This window comes from Acinetobacter sp. CIP 51.11 (assembly GCF_000369665.1).
In the GTDB taxonomy this organism is placed as follows: domain Bacteria; phylum Pseudomonadota; class Gammaproteobacteria; order Pseudomonadales; family Moraxellaceae; genus Acinetobacter; species Acinetobacter lwoffii_S.
This window is the reverse complement of sequence record NZ_KB850129.1, coordinates 1,469,781-1,494,221: the sequence shown is the minus strand read 5'-3', so window position 1 is coordinate 1,494,221 and position 24,441 is coordinate 1,469,781. Positions and strand designations below refer to the sequence as shown.

Here is a 24,441-nt window from a genome sequence, read left to right as displayed (position 1 = left end):
CGCATCCGAGGATGCGTTTTTTTATATCTAAATTTTTTTAGAACTTGCAGAATTGAACAGGCGCTTGCATTTTCTCATTTCGATATAACACACCATCTTTAGTATGTTGAATCGTTCCGCTACAAATCCATTCTACGACTTGTGGATAGATCACATGCTCGAGGCTATGCACACGTGTTGCCAAACTTTCTACCGTATCATGATGAGAAACCTTGAGAACACCTTGGGCAAGCGCTTGGCCTGCATCCAGTTCAGCCGTAACATAATGCACCGTACAACCGTGCAGAACATCACCGGTATTGAGTACACGCTGATGCGTATGCATGCCTTTATAATAAGGCAACAGGGAAGGGTGAATATTTAACATTTTTCCTTCCCAGGCTTTCACAAATTTTTCACTTAAAATTCGCATAAAGCCGGCAAGTACCACCAGATCCACATCCCAGTCCAAAAGCTGTTGATGCATCACATCATCAAAAGCCTCTCGGTTTGGATATTGCTTGTGTTCAATAACTGCAGTCTGAATGCCTGCGTGCTGTGCACGCGTTAAAGCAAAGGCTTCAGGCTTGTTGGAAATCACGCCCACAATTTGCCCCGAAAGATTGGCATCAATCAAGGCTTGCAGATTTGATCCGCTACCTGAAACAAGTACAGCAATTTTAATCATGCGAAATTACGCGAAGATCACACGAATTTTTTCGTCTGCACCTGCAACCGATTCAGCATTGTCTTGAATCTGACCCATTGCCCATGCTTTTTCGCCAAGCTGGTTAAGTAATTCAACAGTTTTGTCTGCATCTGCTGCATCAACCACAACGACCATGCCGACACCACAGTTGAAAGTACGGTACATTTCAAACTGTTCTACACCACCTTCGCGTTGTAGAAGTTTGAATAGCTCAGGCCATTCCCAAGAAGATTCATTCACAAGCGCTTGAGCGCCGTTTGGAAGTACGCGAGGCAAGTTACCTGGTAAACCACCACCGGTGATGTGTGCCATCGCATGGACATCAACGTGTTTTAACAGTTCAAGAATTGGTTTTACATAAATGCGTGTTGGTTCCATTGCAACATCTGCAAGTGGGCGGCCATCGACGATTTGATTCAGGTCAACGTTTTTCACGTCCAGGATTTTACGAAGCAGTGAGTAGCCGTTTGAGTGCGCACCTGAAGAAGCTACACCAATTAAAACGTCACCCGCTTTGACTTTAGAGCCATCAATAATTTTACTTTGCTCAACAACACCGACACAGAAACCTGCAAGATCGTAATCTTCGCCTTCATACATGCCTGGCATTTCAGCAGTTTCACCGCCAACTAATGCACAGCCAGCAAGTTCACAACCAGCGCCAATACCAGTGACTACATTTGCAGCAACATCAACATTTAAGTGACCAGTTGCATAATAATCAAGGAAGAACAGTGGTTCAGCACCACAGACAAGAAGGTCATTCACGCACATTGCAACCAGGTCTTGACCAATTGTGTCATGACGGTTCAAATTCAGTGCCAGACGTAATTTTGTACCAACACCATCTGTGCCAGATACGAGAACAGGTTCTTCATAACCTTTAGGAATTTTACAAAGTGCACCAAAGCCACCTAGACCGCCCATAACTTCGGGACGTGAGGTACGCTTAGCGACAGATTTGATACGATCGACTAACGCGTCGCCCGCCTCAATGTCGACACCTGCATCTTTGTAGCTTAAACCAGTGTTTGGGGTAGAAGTTGAGTTGCTCATAATGAAGTCTCCGCATTCGCGGGTGCGATTATAACCTGAATATGTAAAACTCTTATGGTATTTGTGGCCTAAAATGCTATCTTTATTAAAATATTTTAATTTTTAGAATGATTAATAGAGAAAAGGCAAGATTCTATGGTCGATCGTACTTTACGGCGCATTCTTATACTTGCTGGTATAGCATTGATACTTTGGGTTTTATATCTGCTTAAACCAGTTGTGGTTCCTTTTGTGGCAGCTTTTCTAATTGCTTATTTATTTAGCCCACTGGTCGATGTTTTGCACCGCATTGGGCTGGCTCGATGGCTCTCGATCAGTATCGTATTTATCGGGATTGGGGTCGTGGTCACCTTGGTGATGTGGTATCTGGTGCCACTGGTCTGGCAGCAGCTGATGTATGCGCGTGATAGCATTCCGGCCGGGATTCACTGGATCAATTACACATTTCTACCTTGGCTTTCCGATAGCTTTAATCTGGTCCCGATGGAGATTGATACCGATCAGATTTCCTCCGTGGTGATGGACTATGTCCAGACCAATTATAGTGCTGACAGTATTCAGGCAATGCTGCTGAAACTGGCACAATCTGGTCTGAATTTTATCCAGATTGGTGGCACGATTGTCCTGATTCCGATTATTGCCTTTTATTTCTTGCTGGATTGGGATCGTATGCTGGACAGCTTACGCCGCCTGATTCCCCGTCCTTATGAAAAAACAACCTTAACTATTGTGAGTGAATGTCATAGTGTTTTAGGTGCCTTTGTCAAAGGTCAGTTCCTGGTCATGGTTCTGCTAGGCGTAGTCTATGCAGTGGGACTGCAACTGATTGGCCTAGAGATTGGCTTGATCATCGGGATGATTGCCGGATTGTGCAGTATCATTCCGTATCTTGGTTTTGCGGTTGGAATTATTGCCGCAGTCATTGCAACCTTTTTCCAATTTGGAATCGACTGGTGGCAACTGGTATTGGTCGGGATTGTCTTTATGGTCGGGCAGGCCGTCGAAGGCTATATTCTGCAACCGTTCTTGCTAGGTGATAAAATCGGTCTTTCTCCTGTAGCTGTAGTGTTTGCAGTTCTGGCAGGTGCACAACTGGCCGGTTTCTTGGGCATGCTGATTGCCTTACCGGTGGCAGCCGTGATTGTGGTACTGCTGCGGCATATCCGTGAGTATTATGAAAATACGCCATTTTATGGTGATCGGGCTGTTATCATACAAGATGCATCTACCGGTTCAATCAATATTGAAACAGCAGACTTAGATGTTGATATTGAAATGAAAAAGCCACAGAAAAAACCGCTGCAAGCAGAGGAGAACTCAAGTAAAATTCACGATCCACATCGTAAAGACTCATAAGGCCAAAAAATCGTATGCGTCAATTGCAGTTAGATATAGAACCTCAGCTCGATGCCCGAATCAGTGATTTTTCAGGGCCGGGTTGGGGGCATGTCATTGATGCTGTCCGTCAATTACATGCAGGCCTGATCAACCAATTTTATGTCTATGGGGGAGCCGGTACAGGTAAAAGTCATTTGTTGTCTGCCATCTGTGACTCTTATCTGGAAGTAGGTAAATCTGCAATTCAGGTATCTTTGCTTGAGCTTTTAGATGCACCGACTGAGGCGATTACTTCTCTAGATCGTTTTGATCTGGTAGCACTTGATGATATCGAAGCGATTAGTGGCGTACCCCATTGGCAACGCGCAGTATTTCACTTGATTAATTATAATAATGAAGGTGGTGGGCAGTTGGTGTTTTCGTCACGTTTTGCACCTATCGAACTCAAACTCGAATTGCCAGATTTACAATCCCGTCTCACGCAGGCGGTCAGTACCCGTGTTCCGAGTGGCAGTTTGTATGCTGATCGCTATGCGCTGGTTTCCTCGGTACTCGATCGTCGTGGGATCCATTTAGACCCTCAAATCTTTGACTATTTACTAAGCCATGGGCCACATCAAACTTCAGTGCTGCTTCAAAGATTAGAGCAGATTATTCAATTGCTTAAAGGGGAAAAATTGAAAGTCAGCAATGCTAATCTGCGGCAGATATATGCCTTGATTGACGAATATCGGTAAAATATAAAAATTCTTGAGTAATTACTCAGTCTATGACACAGTAAGGCAAAATAATTCGCTGTTGCAAGGATTCTGCAACTTTAGAAGAAAAAGAAAGAAATAAAAATTAAGGAGAAGGTTATGCTCAAGAAGAGCATAGGCATAGCTTTGCTATGTATAGCGGGGCAGTCGTATAGTGCAGATATTATTGTAACCACTACAGAAGATATTGAAAAAGATGACAAGGAATGTTCACTTCGAGAAGCTGTTGAGTATGTTAACCGTGGCTTAGCTAAATCAGGTTTTATGGGGTGTGGTGGGGAGAACTCATCCAGTACCATTATTTTAAAAGAAAAAAATACCTATGTGTTGAACCAGCATATCGCGATTAAAAAATCTCTTACCATCCGTGCGGTCGCAGAAAGTGATGGCGAATTCAGTACGGATGAAAAAGCATTAGGCTTGCATAATGCTCATATTCAAATGAAAGGTACTGATAACCTTTTCCGGATCAACAGTACAGATACATTGGTTCAGTTAAATTTGAAAGAACTGGATCTTGAAGGCTGTGGTAAAACTAGTTGTGCTGAACAAGGTGGCCTAATTTATAATAAAGGTCAGCTAATTCTAGAATATAACCGTCTATTTAATGCTGCTGCCAACTTGGGTGGGGCAATTTATAATGCTGGCAAGTTTGGTCAGAACTTAACAAGCCGTGCACAAATTAAAAATAGTCTGATCGAAAATAATAAAGCCCAACGAGGCGGGATCCTGTATAGCGAGCTACCTGCTTTCCTCATTTATCAAAGTGTACTTAAAAATAATCAGACACTGGATAATTCCGCGACCAATATTTATAGCGCGGGACAGTTTGCTGACTCCAGTAAAGATCAAGGTATTAGTGGGGAGGTATTAAGTAGTACGATACTAAAAAATAAGGGTGTATTTATTAATGTCCTGGACGGGATGGGATTGAATAATCTCACCATAGTTGACAATGAAAATACTGCTTTAAATATCCATGCACCGTATGGAAGAGCTTATGTAGCGAATAGTATTATTTTAAGAAATGGTACACAGGATTGCCAAATTATCACTGGTGATAAGTCTGTGTCGCAAAATAATCTGCTGACAGCCTCGTGTGGTGTAGGGGATGCCGTCGCGCCGAACCAGTTCTGGAATGGTACACGACTTTTTGCTGAATCCTCAGATAAAAGTGAAGGTATTTGTCAGACCCTACAAGAAAATAATAATGCCATACTTTGTCCATATAGCGTTCCTAAAGGACAATTTCTCGGTTATATGCGCCCACGAATTTTGTTGAACTATATCCTTGTGAGTGAATCACCGATTGTGAATAGAGGCACAGGATTGAGTTTAGCAAATCCAACGGTAGCATGTGAAGCGGCAGATCAGCGCGGGATCAACCGTTTGATGGATAATCTGTTTTGTGATCGTGGTGCTGTTGAAATCACGATACCAATCTCAGGCAGTCTGGTGGGACAAGATCTGTTAAAGGGTGAAATTGCCAAGTTTTCAATTGAATCTTATCTGGGAGATAGTGATTTAATTCCAAAAGAACAGTGTAATGCCATTGTTGGTCAGAATCCGACGGGGGAGCCTTGGCAAGATGGCTGTTTGAAAGTTGTACAAACCAAAACAGCTTCCAAGGGTAAAACAATCATCGATATTCATGGCAATGTCGTTTATACCCCGGATTCTACCTGGCATGGAGCAGATATTTTCGAACTACAAGTGGTGACCTCATCGACACGGTTTAATAAAAGTAAACCTTATTTGACTATTACTACTCAAATTGTTCAGGAGCCAAAAAATGAAATGGAAGACAAAGCAGTCAAAACTTCAGGCGGCTCATGGGGTGGTGGTGGGCTACTGATTTTACTCGGATTAATAGGTTTACGCCGTGGATTAAAAGATTAAGGAAAAATCATGAAAAATTATAAAAAAGGACTGCTTGCGGCCATGATTTTATCTGCCATGAGTTTGATGGCAGCCGAAGATAAAACGATATATGTAACTACTTTTGCTGATGAAGATGGCGAGAATAATAATGCCTGTTCTTTGCGAGAAGCCATTAAAACTGCAAAACTGGATAAATCTTATGGCGGATGTAATGTAGGACGTACGCTTCGATTGGATGGTTCAGCTGCAGATGTGATTCAGCTTGAAGCAGGCGAGTACAAATTAGATAAAGAGCTGATCGTAGAGTCAGCGCTCAAAATTTATGGGAAAACTCCGCTTAACTATGCTAGTCGTAGTCCGATTACGCTGTTATATCCAACCCGGGAGGCTTTAAAAAGTACTATTTCAGGCCAGGGGAAAACCAGATTATTTAATAGTATGGCCAGCCAATCCAGTCTGGAAATTCATCATCTGATCTTAAAGGATGGTTATGCAGCAATAAATACCTTGGATAAAGGTAATGGCGGTACTTTTTATGTAGCTGGGCCTTTAAGTATTAATACCAGTGAAATAGTAAATTCCCGAGCAGCTGCAGAAGGTGGGGCGATTTATAGTGTAGCAATGAATACGGAAAGGAATATTGTCATTCAGGATTCTTTGATTCAAAAAAATCAGGCGAGTTCATATGGTAGTGTTTTGGCGATGGACTGTCAGGGAAATTTAGGGACAACTCAAACCAATGTGAAAATTAATTCCAGTAGTATTGTTAAAAACGGTTCAGACACTACTAACAGTATTATTGATTTTTGTGGCTATGCCACAGTAGAAATTGTTAACTCTACTATTGCGAAGAATACTGCAAGTACCACAGGACATATTGTGCGTATGACGAATGAAGTTAATCGTCCCCTCAGTAAATTCTCCAGTTTAACTGCATTAAGTAATACTATTGTTGAAAATACAGCCCAATCTACTTTATTTTATGACAATACCGGTTTTAGATATTTTAATTTCAATGTTTTAGCCTTTAACCAAGGCCTGTCTTGTGAATATGCCTTAAATCAGGGGAATCCGACCAAGGCACAACGTGTTGAATTTTCTACAATTCGAAATGCAATTCAAACGACTGGGCCATCACGTTGCGTATTGCCAGAATTAGACGAAGATACTACTTCAAATAATCTTGATGTCTCTAACAATATAATCAGCAGTTTATTAACAAATTATATTGAGCCTGCTATTGATAATCGCTATTTAGGGCTATATTACCCGCGTGATAATCAGACCGCAACGGATTTGGTAGATATCGGAGTGAGTGGCTGTATTGAACAAGACCAGCGTGGTATTGATCGTGTGATTGGATCCACATTAACATTTGATCCAAGTGCAAAAAATACTTGCGAGATCGGCTCAGTTGAAATCCGACGTTTGACTGCAGCCGATATTACGGACTTGCAAAATAAGAGTTTGGTAGAACTCAATGACTTTTATCAGGAGAATATAGATGATCTCGAAGAAATCATTGCTGATAAAAATACTCCAGAAAATGAGCTTCCTGGTTTAAAGGAAGAATTGAAAAGTTATCAGGATTTGCTTAAATATACCAAGCAATATCAGAAATATCGTGCAATCTATATTAATCCTTTTATCTTGGCTATGCCTCAAGAAACTCTAACCAATGATAAGATTCAAATTAAAGCCTTAAATTCAGAAAATTATGAGGTCAGTGTAAAAACTTTAGGTGTTGGTAAGTTAATTGGTACTGGTAATTCGACCACTGTGGAAGGAAATCCCAATGATCCAAATCTTAAATGTGAGTGGAAACCTGATTTAAACCGGATCATGATGTATCGCACTGATGGTAAGCAGACCAGTTCGGTTGATATGGAGTTCTGTAGTTATACACTTAAAGACCAGGCTACAGGTGTAAGCAGTGCTGGCCTCTTAAGAGCAGCTTTTAACAACATTGCACCAATTGCAAAAGATGATGAATATCGGCTTAGTCCAGAGAATAATCTTACAGTGATGGTAAATCCGCTTGAAAATGATAGTGATGATGGGGATGGGCCTCTACCATCAGGAAAGTCGGCTTTTTATCAAGATAAAGATGGAAAAGAGATCCCGATTCATATTGTTAAGCTGCCTGCGGGAGTTTCACTGAAGGCAGAGCGACAAGGAGCCTGTCCTGATACCTACCAAAATCAGACCTGTTATGGTGGACAGCTGACATTTAGTGTAAAAAATAATTTAAGCCAGGCAAATTACAGCATGGATTATGCGATTTTTGATGCTGATGAAAAAATGTCAGAAAAAGCGACAATCTTGTTACGTAATACAGTTAAAAATACGAATACGTCCTCAAGTGGTGGTGGGGCAATTGGAATGTGGGGGCTACTAGGATTATTAGGGCTTGCAGGTTATCGACGCTTAAGAAAATAAAATATGATTGAAACATCAAAAAGCCTCCATATGGAGGCTTTTTTATATTAAGTTTTTAATGCGAGTTAGGCTGCTGAGTCACTTGCTGATATTTGAGAATATATTCTTCACGAATGGCGAGGCGTTGCTCAGGAGACGCTTTTTGCATACGTGCGCCCAGTTCTTTACGTTCCTGACTGCTCATCATTTGCCATGTTTCACGCATTCTCTGCTTTTCCGCATCAGGGAGTTGGGTAAACCAGTCCATACGCTGCTGCAAGCTGACACGTTCTTGTTCGGGGATTTCTTTTAAAGATTGATAACGTTTAATCAGTGCCAATTGTTCAGAATCAGAAAGACTATCCCAAGTATCAGTTACTTGGGTATTCGCATCCTTGGAAAATAGCCAAAAACGTTCAAATCCTGCAAAGCTGGTTTGCAGAAAACTGAATGCACAAAAAGCAATCGCCAATTTTTTAGCCGCCATTTGGAACTTTGTCCTCACCTAAAACCATTAACATTTCTAAATCTTCAAGCATTTGCGGAGACAGTTTTGGGACTGACACCATTTGAGTTTGCGGCTCGTTATGGTCCGAAAGATTCGGTAATACCACAATGCCTGCAATCGCAGCTGCCAAAGCAAAACCTGACATTTTTAGAAATGCAAAGCGTGAATGTTTTGAATCCTGAATTTCTTCAAGAACATGGTGCATGACAACAGGTTTGTCTTTATGTTGTTGTGCCAGTCCATCAAGTTTGGAAGTTGCTTGTTTTAAGAAATCATCTTGATTCATTCGGATGACCCTCCCAGATATGGATTTAAATGTGCTAAAGAGGCGCGTAAGCCTTGGATAGCACGGTGGTAATGGGTTTTTACACTGCCTTCTGTGCAGTTCATAATCTGTGCGGTGGTATGCGTATCAAATCCTTCCCAAGCTCTTAGCATAAATGCCTGCTGCTGACGCACAGGCAATTTTGCAATCGCTTCCTGGATTTCTTCAGCAGTGACTGCCTGATCGAGAAAGTCCAGCGGCGTTGGTGTTGATTCATCGACGACATCATCAAATTCAATTTCGTCGTCATCGAGACTGACTTTCTTGAAAAATGAAAACATTTGACCACGCCGTGACTCTTTACGACGCCAGTCCTGTAACTTGTTGTTGAGAATGGTATAAAATAGGGGATACCATTCTTCAGTACTTTTTTCTGCATAGGATTTGTGTAAGGAAATGAAAGCTTCCTGAACCAGATCCATGGCAATACCATGATGACCTTGAGTCGCACTTTCCATCATCACCAAGGCACGCCCAGTCACATCCTGCATGAAATTCTTCAGACGTGCTTCAGCCGTACTCTTCAGAATACTTACATCATGTGTTTGCAACTGTTTTGGTGCTAAATCCATAGAGATGGAAAATCCTGTCATTGGACACCCACCATTATTCCCAAGTTCATAATCATATAACGTTGGGAATCCTGGTTTGGTTGACAATTAAGTTTATTATTTTTGTAGTTTAATCTATTTTATACATGGGCAGGGTCGTATTAAAACACTGTAACCTAAATCCCTAATTAGATACGTTGACGTACCATTTCAAAGAAACAGATCGAACCCGCAATTGCGACATTCAGTGATTCCTGACCACCGGGTTGCGGAATGCTCACGGCTTCAGCATGTTGCATCGCATAATCAGACACGCCTTGGCCTTCATTACCCAGAATCCACACGCAAGGTTTACGTAAGTCTTTTGAATACAGGCTTTCAGCACGGTGTGAGCTGGTTACATAGACAGGGATTTGAAATTGCTCAAGAATTTGTTCAAGCGCGATATTTTCAAAGGTTTGCAATGTGAAATGTGCACCCATACCGGCACGTAATACTCGTGGAGACCAGAGCGAGGCAGACCCTTTGGTACACACAATCTGTTCAATACCGGCAGCAGCAGCAGAGCGAAGCAGGGTGCCTACATTACCCGGATCCTGTACATTTTCCAGAATCAAAGTGTCTGCTTTAAAATCCAATGCATAATTTGCTGTCGGTAGAGTCACTACAGCTAAACAGGCTAAAGATGTTCCTAAGGTGCTTAAATCTTTGTATAAAGACTCGCTTAGAACAAAGACCATACCTGTGTATTTTGCGAGAATTTTCTCGAAATCAGGATGTGAAAGTGCATGTTCAGTGGTGAAAATAGAATCAATTTTACGGTTTTCATGTAACCAGGCGAGAGACAGATGCGTGCCTTCTAAAACCGTTTGACCTTGTTTTTTACGATAGGTATTTTGTTCGATTAAACCACGTAAGTGTTTAATTTTTGGATTGTCTTTTGAATCAAGAAAAAAAGTTGGCATGGGAGATATAATCCACTGCAGCCGATTCAATATCGGCTACCGCTATAAAAATTAGTTGTGGTAGCTGGTCACAAGATCAACTTCGTTTTTAGAACCAATGATCACTGGCACACGTTGATGTAGATCTGTCGGTTCGATCTCAAGAATGCGGACACGACCTGTAGTCGATGCACCGCCAGCCTGTTCCATGAGCATGCTCATTGGGTTGGCTTCGTACATTAAACGTAGACGGCCTGCTTTAGCCGGATCTTTAAGGTCGTATGGATACATGAAGATACCGCTACGGCAAAGAATACGGTGAATGTCGCCCACCATACAGGCAACCCAACGCATATTGAAGTCTTTTTCACGAGGACCGGTTTTGCCTGCTAACAATTCATCGATATAACGCTGTACTGGTGCTTCCCAATGACGTTGATTCGACGCATTGATCGCATATTCTTTAGTATCTGCAGCTACCTGAATTGCTTCAGAAGTCAGTAGGAATTCTTGAGTCTCAGGGTCATAGGTAAAGAACACTACGCCTGCGCCGACGGTCAATGCCAACATGGTCGATGGACCATAAAGCACATAACCTGCAGCTACCTGATGAACACCGGCTTGCATAAAGTCTTCTGCCTGAGTCACGGCATTTTTTGCAGGAAGAATCGAAAAAATGGTACCAACACACATATTGATGTCGATATTGCTTGAACCGTCTAATGGATCGAACAATACCAGAAATTGACCATTTTCTTGTGCAGGGGTGAATTCATCCAGTTCTTCTGAGGCCAAACCACCCACATTTGGATGTTGCTGCAAGGCATCAATCAAATAGTCATTAGAAATGACATCCAGCTTCTTTTGCTCTTCGCCTTGAACGTTTTCATGCTGTGCACTTCCCAATACACCCGCTAAAGCACCTTTTTGCAGTAATTGATCAATGTCTTTGCAAGTGTTTACAATCGTTTCAATAACTTGTGCAAGTTCAGGTGTGAGATTCCCGCTTTGTTGTTGTAAAAACTGGGATAAAGTGCGGTATGACATAGGGGAAACTCCAAAACTTAAATCGGGAAAAAATGATCAAAACGATATGCTGCTATATTTTAGATGAGAACGTACTAAAAGAAAAATTAAACTGGATTATTTGTATCGATTTTGCCCTTGCAACTCCTGCGGAAAGTGCTATGTTGAAGACAAAGGAAAATTGAGAATAGGAGCACAGATATGACAACATTGAAGTTTGATGCGACTCCAACACCAAGCGAAGGCATTACTTTAGATGATATCTCTGAAGACAAGATGAAAGAAGCCTGGCGGGATTATGAAGCAAAACCAGAGTACAAACAATTCAATAAACATGACCTGATCGAATCGATGCATCCGGCTGAACAGGATCAGCTTGCAAAGTAGACCGATTCTTTCATTGAAGCAAATAAAAAGCACTCATGATTGAGTGCTTTTTATTTGATGAAACCATCATGAATGAAAATTATTTCAACAATGGTGGTACCGCTTCATAATTAATTTCTACACGGCGGTTTTCTTTCCAGGCATTTTCGTCATGGCCCGCATTGATTGGCATTTCCTTGCCATAGCTAACTGCTTCTAGTTGACCAGGATTAACACCAGTCGTTACCAGGAAGCTTTCTACTGCTTTGGCACGACGCTCGCCAAGTGCCATGTTGTATTCACGGGTACCGCGTTCATCGGTATGGCCAGTGAGTGCTACACGTGAATTGGCATTGGCCATCAGGAACTGCGCATGGGCTTGCAACGTATTTAGATCTTCATTGCTGAGTTCAGTACTGTCATAGTCAAAATGCACCACGCGTTTTGCCAAGAATGCTTTATTTTCTGCAGTAACGCCTTTTGCAGAAGCGCCTGCCATGTTTTGTGCATTCAGTGCTGCATCTTCACTCAAGCCTTGAGTATTCACAGTTGTTGTACCGGTCGTATCTAAACCGCCCGTTTGAACTTCAGCGGCAGGCTTACGGCTCGCACAACCTGTCATGACAACAGCTGCTGCTAAAAGTGGCAAGGCAAATAATTTTACTTTGTTCATCTTCATCTCCATGAAGTTTGATTATGGGGTAAAGGGTTTATCAATATAAAAATCTTATTTTGGTGCCCAAGCCGGTTCACGGACTTCGCCCGTTTCACTTGGCAAATTCATACGGAAGCGGCCATCCAGCGACATGATCGACAAGAGTCCGCGTGCACCTTCACGGGTGGCATAGACCACCATCTGGCCATTTGGCGAGAAGCTTGGCGATTCGTCCAGCGTTGTTGGTGTCAAAATGTTGTTCACACCAGAGGTCATGTCCTGAACCGCAACTCGATAGTTACTGCCGCTTGGACGATGAACTAATGCAAGTTTTTTACCATCTGCGCTCAGCGTGCCGCGCGCGTTGAATGCACCACGGAAGGTCAGGCGTTTATTGCTACTTGACTCAAGATCATGGCGGTAAATTTGTGGAGAACCACCACGGTCAGAAGTGAAAATAAAAGATTTTCCATCTGGCGAATAACGTGCTTCAGTATCAATGGCACTGTCATTGGTCATACGTTGTAGCTGACGCGTTTCCAGATTCATCTGGTAGATTTCCGGATTGCCGTGCATAGAAGCAGTAAACAGCATGCTCTTGCCATCTGGAGAGAAGCTCGGCGCGCCATTCAAACCGCGGAAGCTGGCTAGTTTTTCACGTTGACCTGTTGCCAGATCCTGTACATAAATCGCCGGGCGTTTGGTTTCAAAGGACACATAAGCGATTTTTTTGGCATCTGGTGTCCATGCTGGAGAAAGGATTGGATCACGTGAGGTCAAAATGGTCTTTGGCTGTTCACCATCGGTATCGGCAATCTGCAAGGTATAGCGCTGTTCCGGCGTAGCAGGATTACGCAGCACATAGGCAATACGTCCGCTAAAGTCACCTGGAATGCCGGTCAATGCCTGATAGATGGCATCACTGATCATATGCGCTGCCTGACGGGTGCGTGAGGCTGGAACAGTCAGCAATTCATTTAATAGATATTGTTTTTTTTCGACATCATAAAGCTGATACTGGATTTCAAAAGAACCATCGGCTGTGGTCTTGGATGAGCCGGTGACCACATAGGGAACACCAGCTGATGCCCAAGCTTCTGCATTCGGATTATTCAATGTCGCTGTTGCAGGCAGGTTTTTTGAAGCACTGGTAAAGCGGCCAGAACGATTCAGGTCATTTTCCACAATAGGATAAATGCTCTGATCCTGGCTGAAAGGTACAACGGCAATTTTAGGTGCTGCTTCAGGTGCCTTGGTAATTTCCAGATGCAATTGGGCATAGGACTGGGTTGCCAATACAGGGCTTAAAGCGCTAATGATTGCGAGGCAGAGTAGATGTTTGTGAGTCTTTTCCATCATTCGTTATTTACTCAAATCAACGGATTTATTGTATAGGTGCTTGGGCTACATCATCGCATGGATTTAATAGAATAAAACCATGAATTTATTACCAAACTGTTATGACACTGTGAAAAGTGAATATTATTCAATCAATTTGAAGTGAAGTTTAGCTTAAAAAATAAAAGCCATCACAACATTATTTATGTGATGGCTCCGTTTTTATTGTGCAGTAAAGGTTGAGGTAAAGCTTCGTGCTTCACGGCGTGCATCTGGATCGGAAGGCATTGGATAAGGTGCAGCAGCACGGACTGCAGCTTCTACACTGGCTTTCATGTCTGAATCACTTGAATTCACAATGACCGAGACCACACCGCCATTATCATTCAGGGTTACACGTGCAGTCGCACGCTGGCCTGATGATCCGACTGGTGTATCCCAGGCGCGTTTGATCTTATTTTCAAAATCGCGCTTCGCAGTGGATGCAATCCGTTTTGATTCCGCTTTTTTCTGTGCAGCTTCTTCAGCAGCCTGTTTAGCGGCTGAAGCTTTGGCCTCTGCATCAGCTCTGGCTTTTGCTTCGGCATCTGCTTTGCGCTTGGCGTCTGCATCCGCTTTTGCCTTAGCGTCGGCATCTGCCTTGCGTTTGGCATCAGCGTCGGCTTTTGCTTTAGCAGCTGCATCCGCTTTGGCTTTCGCATCAGTGTCCGCTTTGCGTTTTGCCGCTGCATCATTTTTAGCCTTAGCTGCCGCGTCTGCTTTGGCTTTTGTTGCAGCATCCGCTTTAGCTTTCGCATCCGCATCTGCTTTACGTTTCGCCGCTGCATCATTATTGGCTTTTGCTGCCGCATCTGCCTTTGCTTTAGCAGCAGCTTCAGCCTTACGTTTGGCATCAGCCTCTGCTTTGGCTTTTGTTGCAGCATCCGCTTTTTGCTTGGCAGCTAAGTCAGCTTTTTTCTGTGCTTCCAGTTTGGCTTTTTGAGCAGCATCGGCTTTGCGTTGTGCATTCAGTTCAGCTTGGCGTGCAGCTTCGGCTTCCGCCTTGGATTTTTGCGCTGCATCGGCTTTAGCTTTGGCTGCTGCCTGTTTGGCCTGTTCAGCGGCTTGGGCACGTTTTGCTGCTTCCGCTGCTTGCTGCGCAGCCTTGGCTTGTGCTGCCTCTGCCGCTTTTAGCTCCTGCTGCGCTTTTTGTGTATCGACTTTTGGCGGAGGTGGAGTCACAGGTACAGCAGGGGCAGCAGTTGGAATGACAGGAGCCGGTTCTATACTGGGTTCAGCAGTTTGGGTAATTTCTTCTGCGACGTTTTCATGTGCAGTTTCCTCAAATTCGGTTTCTTCGCGAGTCACCGGTTTAAGGTCTTCTGGCTTGATCAGAACGGTTTTGATCTGTTTTGGCGGTTCAGGGGGTTTACTCATGCCCAGATAAAGTAAGCCCACCAAAGCCACTGCATGGATGCCGAGCGTAAATCCAATCGCAATTGCTTTTTTTTGAAAGGGCGGTTTCTGATAATTTTTCATACTTTATTCTAGGGGTTTGGTCAGTAAACCGACTTGAGAAAGGCCAGCATCCTGCAGGCTGGACATCAAGGCCATGACATCGCCATATGGACGGGTATTATGGCCATTGATCACGACATTGAGCACCTTGTTTTCATTTTGTGCCTGGGTTTGGGCATCAACCAGAGTACGCGTCAATTCTTCCAGTGTGACCGGACCAGTCGCCTGATTTTTATATTCTAGATAATATGAACCATCTTCTTTCAGTGTGACAATGGTCGGGGCATCCTTGGATTCGATCGGTAATCCGTTGGCCTGAGGCAAGTCAACCTTGATGCCACTGGTAATCATCGGAGCGGTGACCATAAAGATCACCAGAAGCACCAGCATCACATCAATATAAGGTACGACATTCATGTCACTTTTCAGTGGCTTTTTAATACGCTGAAAGCGTCCTGAACCTTGAATCGCCATTAGTCTTTGTCCTGAGTTATGCCCACGGACTGACGTTGTAGCAGTGCCACCATTTCTTCGGCAAACAGGGCGCGATCAGAGTAGACCGTTTCACCTTTGGCCGTGAAGTGGTTAAAGGCCAATACTGCTGGAATAGCTGCAAACAGACCGATCGCTGTTGCAATTAGTGCTTCTGCAATACCGGGTGCGACCGTCGCCAGTGTCACCTGATCAACATCTGCCAGGCCAATAAAGGCGTTCATGATGCCCCAGACTGTACCGAACAGACCGACATAAGGCGCAACCGAGCCAATACTTGCTAATGCACCCAGACCTTGTTCCAGATGACCTTGGTCACGGCTTAAACCGACACGCAGAATACGTTCTGTTCCTTCAATCGACTGGGCAGTCGGCGCATGGCGTTTTTTCAGTTTCAGGAACTCGCCCAGACCCTGATAGAAAATATCTTCAAGACCAGTGCGTTTGGAGTTGAGTTGTGCATTGTTATACAGGGTATTCAGCTCAGCGCCAGACCAGAAGATTTTCTGGAAATGTTCATCATCGGCCTGGGCTTTTTTATAACTCATATAGAGCCTGGCAATCAGATACCAGCTATATATTGAGGCTAACAGGAGAGAAAGCATCACCAGTTGTACGACAGGGCTTGCTTGTAAAATAAGATCTGAAACTTGAAGAGATGATTCTAACTGAGTCGCCATAGTTGTTACGTGTGCCAATAAATTTTTTTAGTCTTGTTCCAATTCTTTTTGAATTAGTTCGCGGATTTCATCCGGGAGTCGACGTGGTCGCATCTCTGCACTGATACATGCCAACTCAACCTCACCTGATGCAAGCATGATTTCACCACGATAAATATTTTGTTGCAATACAAATGATGAAGCTTTACATGAAATGACACGTGCCGTAACAGTAATTAAATCATCCATCAGGATCGGACGCATATATTTGACATTAATTTTATGCACCACAAAATTGTAGTCTGTCTGATGCCAGTAATGGCTCACTCCAGCGGCACGTAACCATTCGGTACGGGTACGTTCCATATAGCGAATATGATTGGCGTGATAGACAATGCCACCCGCATCAGTATCTTCAATATAAACGCGGATATTGAATTCAAAGTGATTCGCCATAGTTTTGTTCCATGCAGATTTTCGAAATTTTTGCTTGTTTTTAGATGCAGGAAAGGGATTAGAGTTTGCCGGATTCCTGCCAACAGTCAAGCAATTTAGCGGTTCAAAGTTTAGCATTGTGAGTCTTGAGACCAATGGCACAAGGTGTCAAATCTGGAGAGAAGTCGCCAAGATGAAGTACTGAGCGCTTAACAGCTCATTTATAAAACAGCAGCAGATACTAAAATGCGCGAGTCCTTGGAGCCGCGCATTTTTAGTAATAGAAGATTAGCCTTTATTTTTCTGTTTCCAGTTGGCCTGAACCTGCTCGGCCACTTTTGGATAGTCCAGAATAAAACGGACATGGCTTTCGACCCCGGTTTTCAAGGTCGCATCATCGACAATGAAATTCGGGTTGTGGTTCGGTGCGGCTTTTGCCGGATCCTGATCTGCTGGTGTGGCACCAACAAACACGAAGAGCGATGGCATGAGCTGGCCATAGTAAGCAAAGTCTTCACTGGCGCTGGCATTGTTGTCTAAAACATGCAATTTATCTTCACCATGCACGCTCGCTAATGTCGGGCGCATCAATTCAGTCAAGGTTTTATCATTGGTGGTCACTGGTGCATAAGGTGCAATTTCGACTTTCACCTTGACGTCATTGGCTGCGGCATTGTGTTCCAGCATTTTCGGCAAGTCTTTTAAAATGCCTTGACGTACATCTTCACTATTGGAGCGGATGGTGCCAACCATATTGACCTGATCTGGAATGACGTTACCGGTGGTGCCGCCCTGAATGCTGCCAATACTGACCACGCCCATTCCTTTAGTCAAATCGGCTTTACGGCTGATCAGGCTTTGTAAATTGGTCACCATCTGGGCAGAGGCATAAATCGGGTCTTTACCTGCCCAAGGCATGGAGCCATGTACCTGACTGCCATTCACCTGAATACGTAAATGATCGGCACTATTCAAAATCGCACCATCTTTGTAGAAGATATTGCCACTTGGCATGCCTGCCATGACATGCATCCCGAAAATCACTTCAGGTTTTGGATTTTTTAAGGCACCGTCGGCAATCATTTTACGTGAGCCAATCTGATCGCCATGAGTGAAGTTATCAATATCTGCACCGCCTTCTTCAGCCGGCTGGAATACAAACACCACTGTCCCCGCAATTTTATCTTTATTGGCGGCCAGAACTTTGGCTGCACCCAATAACATCGCAGTATGTGCATCATGTCCACAGGCATGCATCACATAAGATTCTTTGCCTTGATAAATGGCTTTTTGTTTGCTGGCGAAAGGCATGGGTACAGTTTCCTTAATTGGCAAGGCATCCATATCTGCGCGTAAGGCCATCACGGGGCCGAATTTTGCACCTTTTAATACACCGATTACACCAGTTTTGGCATAGCCTTTACGTACTTCAATGCCGTAGGATTTTAATTCTTTTTGGACCAGCTCCGAGGTTTTGAATTCCATGTTGCCCAGTTCAGGATGCTGGTGGATATGCTGGCGTAATTTGATGGTGTGTGCTTCAGCAGCTTGTACAGAATCATCAATCCAGTCGGCCAAGCTGAGCTGGCTACAGAAAAGAAGAGGGAGACAAAGGGAGATCTGCTTATACATATTCATACTTCGGGAGAACCTTAAGAATTTGAAATGGTTAAAGTGATTCTTTAGGATGGCATACTGATCTAATTTCGACCAAAACTCTCTAAGTATTTTTTGATACCTTAAAGGTATTCTGGGTGTTAATATCTGTTCTCAAAGAGCTTTATTTGTTCTTTTACATTGTAAAAATATGTATCTAAATTGATTTTTTATATTTATAAGGTATGAAAATTATAAAAATTTCAGGCTAAAAAGGGATAAAAACGATTACCTCTATATCAATAATCTGAATGAAGTGAAGATTTTTTAAACCTCTTAAACTTATTTTGGCACTTAGATTGCATTCACTCTTTCGTAATATTTTTTATGACGGAAATTGAACACATGTTAAAACCTTTGGCTTTATCTCTGGCAGTAGCTTCAAGCTTAAGTTTTATTTCGACAAGCCTATGGGCTGAAGACTTTAAGATACTGAAACAGCTGGAAAATAAACCGACATTACTCAAAAGTGGTGAATATAAAGGTCATTATTATGTGCCGAGTACCTTAAATACGATTACTTGGGGTTATCTGCCAAATAAAGATGCAAAACCTGTTTTAACTGTACCTTCAGGTAGCACAGTTACTTTCGATACAGTTTCGCATGAAGGGCTGCTGGAAGATCAAGGCCGCAATGCAGAGAAATATTTCACCTCAAAAGGTGTCAAGCCTGAGCAAGTATTGGATGAAGCCAAGCTGATCACGAATTCCAAATTAAAACATGATTTTCATAAAGATGGACCACACATTATTACCGGGCCTGTCTATGTAGAAGGGGCAATGCCGGGCGATATTCTAAAGGTGGAGATTTTAAAAGTTGAACCGCGTGTGCCTTATGGCGTGATTTCAAACCGTCATGGCAAAGGGACCTTACCCGAATTTCCGAAACGTCAGAAACATGAGCATGCATCTCCAGCCAATCCTGATGCTTATGGCAACGTGTCCATTTTTACCCCAATTGAGAAAAATGCGGATGGTGTATGGGAAGGCGTTTTAAAAACTGAATCTGGTAAAGCGATTCGTTTCCCGCTGAATCCGTTTATGGGCACGATGGGCGTTGCACCAAATACCAGTGAGCCTGTGCACTCTGTACCACCATCATTTTATGGCGGGAATATCGACATCAATGAATTAGGAGCAGGGGCTACGGCCTATTATCCTGTACAGGTGCCAGGTGCTTTGTTCTATACAGGTGATAGTCACTTTGTACAAGGTGATGGTGAGGTGGCTTTAACTGCCTTGGAAGGTTCGGCACGTGCGACTTTAAAATTCACTTTACTTAAATCTGGCAAGGATAAAATTCCAGGTGCAGAGATTAAACAGCCGCTGGCTGAAAATGCTGAATTCTGGATTACGCCGGGTCTGGATGAAGACTTAGATGAAGCCATGCGTAAATCCACCCGTGAAGCGATCCGTTTTCTGGTCAATGAATATGGCATTTCTGAAGAAATTGCCTATGCCTACTTAAGTGCTGCGACTGACTTTGAAGTGTCACAAGTGGTCGATCGAACCAAAGGTATTCATGCCATGATTCGTAAAGCGGATTTTAAGGAGTTTAAGAAAGAAGAGAAGTAATTTTTTTTATTTAGTTTTTTATTTTGTGCTTTTGCCAACTGATTCAGGCATGGTCAGTTGGCTTTTTCTTTTGTGATACTTTGAAAATGTTTAGAATGTTGATAATAAAAATTCATTTAAGTTAAAAGGGGTGGGTGTGGCAGAGCAGAATAATAATGAAGTGATGATTCAGCTTCCGTGGACAGTGCCACAACAACCTTTAGTACAAACTACAAGTATGGTCGAAAATCCAAATAAGAAAATGGAACTTAATCTCACTCATTCGACAGATACAACAGCAATATCATCTTTCGCTTTATCCGTAATTATCGCTTTAATTTTAGGAAGTTTAGCGACTTGGCTAGCTTATTGGTATGGACGGAAAAGTTTTGATTTAACTAAGCAATCCTTTGATTCTTTAATTGAACAAATTAAAAGTTCCGAGAAAATTACTTTGACTACTAATCAAGAGTTGATAAAAAGCCAAGAGAGCCAAAAAAAATTTGAATTATCATTTCAAAGAAAAGAGGCAGACAGAGCTGAATTTAGGAAGCTTTCCTTTGAATATATTAGTACAGTGAAACTGACTTTAAAATTTCTACTTATAAAGTTGTCTAATATTGAAGATGAATCGTGGGCATATTTAGTAGAAAATAGTTATGATAAATTCTTTGACACTTTCAATGAGCAATTGGATGAAGATTTTAATAAGCTTGGCGCGATTTCGTTACATTTGTTTTTGATTTTAAATAATAAGAGCAAAAATCACTATCAATTTAGTGAAAAAATAGAGCTTATTAATCGTCTAGTGCTTTCTATTTTATCCACTCTTGAAAGTAAAGCGGAAACCAAAGAAAAAACAGAAGATCTAGCAAAGAAAATAAATGATTTGCTTATTTTTATGACCGAAATTATACATTCCGATGAATCCTTTAATTAAGTAAAAAGCAGCCTAAGCTGCTTTTTTAAATCACTTATCTTTCGGTTCAGGCGGTGCCATCCCAAACTGCAAATACGCCATATTGGTGGCAATACGACCACGTGCAGTTCGCATTACATAACCTTGCTGAATCAGGTAAGGCTCAATGACATCCTCCAACGTACCAGAATCTTCTGCCATGGCTGCTGCCAAGGCTTCTACGCCAGCAGGACCACCATCAAAACGCTCAAGCAACATTGATAAATAACGGCGGTCGAGTGTATCTAAACCATCTTTATCGACTTTGAGCATGTCCAAAGCACGTTGGGCCATATCCTGATTGATCTCACCGGTACCTTTGACCTGAGCGTAATCACGAACTCGACGCAATAAACGGTTAGCAATACGCGGTGTACCTCGTGAGCGACGGGCAATTTCTTTTGCGCCATCTCCAGTCATCGGTACATCCATCAAATTGGCTGAACGTTTGACAATATGGGTTAAATCTTCAACCGAATAAAACTCTAAACGTTGCACGATTCCGAAACGGTCACGCAGCGGAGAGGTGAGTAGACCGGCACGTGTGGTGGCTGCTACCAAGGTAAATGGAGGTAAATCCAGTTTAATCGAGCGCGCAGCAGGGCCTTCACCAATCATGATATCGAGTTGATAATCTTCCATCGCCGGATACAGGATTTCTTCAATCACGGGTGAAAGACGGTGAATCTCGTCAATAAACAGGACATCGCCTTCTTCCAGATTCGTTAGCATCGCTGCCAAATCACCAGCACGTTCTAGTACCGGGCCAGAAGTAGATTTCAGGTTGCCACCCATTTCTCGGGCAATAATATTGGCCAATGTCGTTTTACCCAGACCTGGCGGGCCAAAGATCAGGGTGTGATCGAGGGCCTCTTCACGGCCACGGGCTGCGCCAATGAAAATTTCCATCTGCTCACGAACCACGGGTTGACCGATATAGTCATCGAGGGAAGTCGGGCGGATGGCACGATCGAAGTGATCTTCGGGTTTTTCAGAACCACTGATGAGACGGTCTTGCATCTTTTGAGTTAATCTCTATGGTTTATTTGAGGTGAATAAAGTCATAGCCTCAAAATGCTCTTGGAATTTCTATGCCATTGAGTCGGCATGCTCTTACTTTTGACTGGGCAAAAGTAACAAAACCCATTTGTTAAACTGATGCTACGTCCTGATAGCACAGTTTAACAGGCGACATCCATGTCGCCAGGTAGATTCTGATACTGGCATAAATTTTATATTCAATATCTGATTGCTATTATTTATTCATCGACTTTAATGCAGCGCGGATGATATCACTGGCTTCGGTAAATTCACCTTTGGCAGCATTCACCAGTTTTTGTGCCTCAGCAGGTTTATAGCCCAAGGACTGTAATGCAGCTTCCGCTTCAGCCACGGCTGAATTACCCATAAACTGAATTTGTGGTGCAGTTGAATTGCTTGGTGCAGCACCTGAAGCCATGGCTTTAAAGCGGTCACGTAATTCAATCATCAGGCGTTCAGCAGTCTTTTTACCCACCCCCGGAACTTTGACCAGAGTGTTGATATCTTCATGTTCAACGGTGTGGATCAGCATTTCCACACTTAAAGTGGAAAGAATACCAAGCGCCATTTTCGGACCAACGCCGTTCACCTTTAATAAGGTACGGAAAATGGTTTTTTCCTGCGCATTGATAAAGCCATAAAGTAACTGGGCATCTTCACGAACAGCCAGATGGGTCCACAGGGTAATTTTCTGGCCTTTTTGCAACTGACAGAAAGTGGTTAAAGGGGTGTCAATCTCATAACCTACGCCGTTTACATTTAATAAAACAGTCGGTGCTTCCAGCGCCAGCACTTCCCCAATCAGACATCCAATCATTTTTTATACATACTCAAATTTAATACAGGCATAGTAGTCAGCATTTTCGATAAAGGCAAAACTCTATCAGTTAAAAGCAGTGATTTTGCTGAGATTATCATCAAGCGTTCGTTCGCATTAGAGTAACCCGGCTTTATTGCCATGCAGTTCCTGCGCCAGATTATAGGCCTGATGATCAGAAAACTTGGAGACAATATCCAGCACCTGCATAATGTTGTCATAATGATCAGCACTAAACTGCGCACCCGAACGTTTTAAAATGGCCATTAAACGCTGTTCTTTAAAGCTTAAAGTTTTGTGCGGCGTGGTCAGTGGAATAAAGGCATCCAGAATCGTTTGTAAACTTTGATGCGCGATAATTTCCAGACCGGCTTTTTGCGGATGTTCGAAGATCTTGTCTCGCGCCAGTTCTTTGGCCCGGTTAATGCCAATCTCAATGTCGGCACTGCAATAACCCAGCAATGAGCCTTGCAGTTGGCCCATTAGAATTTCCTGCTGATGTCGGGCAAAGGCCGTGGTGACTTCATCTACCAGACGTTTCATGACCCGGCCACGTAAGGCGGCAATTTTTTGTTGCCAGGTGGTATTAGGCAGATTGATTTCTTCAGGCGTGCCATATTCACCCAGCAAGTTCAGGAAAACTGGCTCGACTTCGGCATAACTGAGCATATTCAGGCTAATACCATCTTCCAGATCAATCAGGGCATAGCAGATATCATCCGCAGCTTCTAAAAGATAGGTCAGCGGATGACGACAATAATGATATTCACCGAGCTGAATCAAACCCAACTGTTCAGCAATTTCCTGCAAAATCTCTTTTTCAGACTGGTAACAACCAAATTTAGGACGTCGGCTGGCCGGGGTGTTGCCGGTCGGGTCAATGGCCTCAGAGAGCCATGGGTATTTAAGATAGGCGCCGAGTGTGGCATAGGTCAGACGCATGCCGCCATCATAAGGATGATAATCGATCTTGGTCAGCAGGCGCAGGCCTTGGGCATTGCCTTCAAACTGGCGTACATCGGCTTCCTGTTCAGGACTCAAATCTTTTAAAAAGTCGGTATGTGATGCATCGTCAAACCATTCCCGAATGGCGTATTCACCGGCATGACCAAAAGGCGGGTTGCCAATATCATGTGCCAGACAGGCAGCCTGAATGATGGCGCCAACATCAGCCGGAGAAATCCAGGCAGGTAAATTATCTTTGATTTTCTCTGCAGCCAGCATACCGAGTGAACGGCCAATACAGGAGACTTCCAGTGAGTGGGTTAAACGGGTATGAATGCCATCATGCTGGGTCAATGGATGGACTTGGGTTTTGCGGTTTAACTGCCGGAAGCTTTGCGAAAAAATAATACGGTCATAATCTTTATGAAACGGGCTGCGTGCCAGTTCAGTGCTCTGCTTTTTACTACCAATCCGAACTGTCGAAAGCAGTTCTAACCAACGCATTTGAGTCATTTATCATTATTCAGTGATCCAC

24 protein-coding genes are annotated in these 24,441 nt (G+C 43.1%); 7 read left to right on the top strand and 17 right to left on the bottom strand.

Going from position 1 to position 24,441, the window contains the following annotated elements:
- Window positions 1-37 precede the first annotated feature (37 nt).
- On the bottom strand, window positions 38-667 hold the full coding sequence (gene purN, locus F894_RS10865; protein ID WP_005247624.1) for a phosphoribosylglycinamide formyltransferase: 630 nt from the start codon (window positions 665-667) through the stop codon (window positions 38-40).
- Between the two features lie 6 nt (window positions 668-673).
- Entirely contained in the window at window positions 674-1,744 is a 1,071-nt protein-coding gene (gene purM, locus F894_RS10860; RefSeq protein ID WP_005247623.1) for a phosphoribosylformylglycinamidine cyclo-ligase, read from the bottom strand.
- Between the two features lie 135 nt (window positions 1,745-1,879).
- On the opposite strand from purM, the gene cxpE reads away from it, so the two are divergent.
- From cxpE to F894_RS10840, 4 genes are all read left to right on the top strand, one after another.
- The gene (cxpE, locus tag F894_RS10855; protein ID WP_005247621.1) at window positions 1,880-3,100 is read left to right on the top strand and encodes a chloramphenicol efflux transporter CxpE; all 1,221 of its coding nucleotides are present in this window, start codon (window positions 1,880-1,882) and stop codon (window positions 3,098-3,100) included.
- A gap of 14 nt (window positions 3,101-3,114) precedes the next feature.
- Window positions 3,115-3,819 carry a DnaA regulatory inactivator Hda gene (gene hda / locus F894_RS10850; RefSeq protein ID WP_004645685.1) on the top strand — a complete coding sequence of 235 codons (705 nt, stop codon included), beginning with the start codon at window positions 3,115-3,117 and terminating at the stop codon, window positions 3,817-3,819.
- A gap of 120 nt (window positions 3,820-3,939) precedes the next feature.
- Window positions 3,940-5,739 (top strand): rhombotarget A, encoded by a 1,800-nt coding sequence (rbtA, locus tag F894_RS10845; RefSeq protein ID WP_005247619.1) that lies wholly within the window; start codon window positions 3,940-3,942, stop codon window positions 5,737-5,739.
- Between the two features lie 9 nt (window positions 5,740-5,748).
- The gene (locus F894_RS10840; protein ID WP_005247617.1) at window positions 5,749-8,160 is read left to right on the top strand and encodes a CSLREA domain-containing protein; all 2,412 of its coding nucleotides are present in this window, start codon (window positions 5,749-5,751) and stop codon (window positions 8,158-8,160) included.
- A gap of 55 nt (window positions 8,161-8,215) precedes the next feature.
- Here the strand turns inward: F894_RS10840 and F894_RS10835 are convergent, their stop codons facing one another.
- The 5 genes from F894_RS10835 to F894_RS10815 form a co-directional block, all read right to left on the bottom strand.
- On the bottom strand, window positions 8,216-8,626 hold the full coding sequence (locus F894_RS10835; protein WP_005247615.1) for a DUF3106 domain-containing protein: 411 nt from the start codon (window positions 8,624-8,626) through the stop codon (window positions 8,216-8,218).
- Entirely contained in the window at window positions 8,616-8,933 is a 318-nt protein-coding gene (locus F894_RS10830) for a hypothetical protein (RefSeq protein ID WP_005247613.1), read from the bottom strand. Before F894_RS10830 ends, F894_RS10835 begins: the two co-directional genes overlap by 11 nt.
- Window positions 8,930-9,544, bottom strand: coding sequence for an RNA polymerase sigma factor (locus F894_RS10825; RefSeq protein WP_004645678.1), 615 nt, complete (start codon window positions 9,542-9,544; stop codon window positions 8,930-8,932). Before F894_RS10825 ends, F894_RS10830 begins: the two co-directional genes overlap by 4 nt.
- 167 nt (window positions 9,545-9,711) lie before the next feature.
- Entirely contained in the window at window positions 9,712-10,488 is a 777-nt protein-coding gene (locus F894_RS10820) for a TrmH family RNA methyltransferase (protein WP_004279118.1), read from the bottom strand.
- Window positions 10,489-10,539: 51 nt separating this feature from the next.
- Window positions 10,540-11,514 (bottom strand): class 1 fructose-bisphosphatase, encoded by a 975-nt coding sequence (locus F894_RS10815; RefSeq protein WP_005247604.1) that lies wholly within the window; start codon window positions 11,512-11,514, stop codon window positions 10,540-10,542.
- 180 nt (window positions 11,515-11,694) lie between these two features.
- Between F894_RS10815 and F894_RS10810 the strand changes: the two genes are divergently transcribed.
- Window positions 11,695-11,880, top strand: coding sequence for an NF038105 family protein (locus F894_RS10810; protein WP_004279116.1), 186 nt, complete (start codon window positions 11,695-11,697; stop codon window positions 11,878-11,880).
- A 79-nt stretch (window positions 11,881-11,959) separates the two neighbouring features.
- Here the strand turns inward: F894_RS10810 and pal are convergent, their stop codons facing one another.
- The 7 genes from pal to F894_RS10775 all read right to left on the bottom strand — a co-directional run bounded on the left by pal (window position 11,960) and on the right by F894_RS10775 (window position 18,567).
- The gene (pal, locus tag F894_RS10805) at window positions 11,960-12,532 is read right to left on the bottom strand and encodes a peptidoglycan-associated lipoprotein Pal (RefSeq protein WP_004279115.1); all 573 of its coding nucleotides are present in this window, start codon (window positions 12,530-12,532) and stop codon (window positions 11,960-11,962) included.
- 54 nt (window positions 12,533-12,586) lie between these two features.
- Complete coding sequence (gene tolB / locus F894_RS10800) at window positions 12,587-13,870, bottom strand: Tol-Pal system beta propeller repeat protein TolB (RefSeq protein ID WP_171065040.1); 1,284 nt, start codon at window positions 13,868-13,870, stop codon at window positions 12,587-12,589.
- Window positions 13,871-14,074: 204 nt separating this feature from the next.
- Window positions 14,075-15,370 carry a cell envelope integrity protein TolA gene (gene tolA, locus F894_RS10795; RefSeq protein WP_005247599.1) on the bottom strand — a complete coding sequence of 432 codons (1,296 nt, stop codon included), beginning with the start codon at window positions 15,368-15,370 and terminating at the stop codon, window positions 14,075-14,077.
- Window positions 15,371-15,373: 3 nt separating this feature from the next.
- On the bottom strand, window positions 15,374-15,823 hold the full coding sequence (gene tolR / locus F894_RS10790; RefSeq protein WP_004731735.1) for a protein TolR: 450 nt from the start codon (window positions 15,821-15,823) through the stop codon (window positions 15,374-15,376).
- A complete protein-coding gene (gene tolQ, locus F894_RS10785; RefSeq protein ID WP_004279111.1) occupies window positions 15,823-16,521 on the bottom strand; it encodes a protein TolQ in 699 nt (232 codons plus the stop codon). The genes tolR and tolQ overlap by 1 nt, the downstream gene beginning before the upstream one ends.
- Window positions 16,522-16,548: 27 nt before the next feature.
- A complete protein-coding gene (ybgC, locus tag F894_RS10780; protein WP_004645668.1) occupies window positions 16,549-16,956 on the bottom strand; it encodes a tol-pal system-associated acyl-CoA thioesterase in 408 nt (135 codons plus the stop codon).
- A gap of 267 nt (window positions 16,957-17,223) precedes the next feature.
- Window positions 17,224-18,567: an amidohydrolase gene (locus tag F894_RS10775; RefSeq protein WP_171065039.1), complete on the bottom strand. Its 1,344-nt coding sequence runs from the start codon at window positions 18,565-18,567 to the stop codon at window positions 17,224-17,226.
- 369 nt (window positions 18,568-18,936) lie between these two features.
- Between F894_RS10775 and F894_RS10770 the strand changes: the two genes are divergently transcribed.
- Complete coding sequence (locus tag F894_RS10770; RefSeq protein ID WP_005247596.1) at window positions 18,937-20,166, top strand: acetamidase/formamidase family protein; 1,230 nt, start codon at window positions 18,937-18,939, stop codon at window positions 20,164-20,166.
- Between the two features lie 136 nt (window positions 20,167-20,302).
- The gene (locus tag F894_RS10765) at window positions 20,303-21,085 is read left to right on the top strand and encodes a BAR domain-containing protein (RefSeq protein WP_005247594.1); all 783 of its coding nucleotides are present in this window, start codon (window positions 20,303-20,305) and stop codon (window positions 21,083-21,085) included.
- A gap of 30 nt (window positions 21,086-21,115) precedes the next feature.
- Here the strand turns inward: F894_RS10765 and ruvB are convergent, their stop codons facing one another.
- From ruvB to F894_RS10750, 3 genes are all read right to left on the bottom strand, one after another.
- Window positions 21,116-22,123, bottom strand: a complete 1,008-nt coding sequence (gene ruvB / locus F894_RS10760; protein WP_005247592.1) for a Holliday junction branch migration DNA helicase RuvB — start codon at window positions 22,121-22,123, stop codon at window positions 21,116-21,118.
- A gap of 235 nt (window positions 22,124-22,358) precedes the next feature.
- Complete coding sequence (gene ruvA / locus F894_RS10755; protein ID WP_004731726.1) at window positions 22,359-22,961, bottom strand: Holliday junction branch migration protein RuvA; 603 nt, start codon at window positions 22,959-22,961, stop codon at window positions 22,359-22,361.
- Between the two features lie 117 nt (window positions 22,962-23,078).
- Window positions 23,079-24,419, bottom strand: a complete 1,341-nt coding sequence (locus F894_RS10750; RefSeq protein ID WP_005103835.1) for a deoxyguanosinetriphosphate triphosphohydrolase — start codon at window positions 24,417-24,419, stop codon at window positions 23,079-23,081.
- Between the last annotated feature and the right edge of the window lie 22 nt (window positions 24,420-24,441).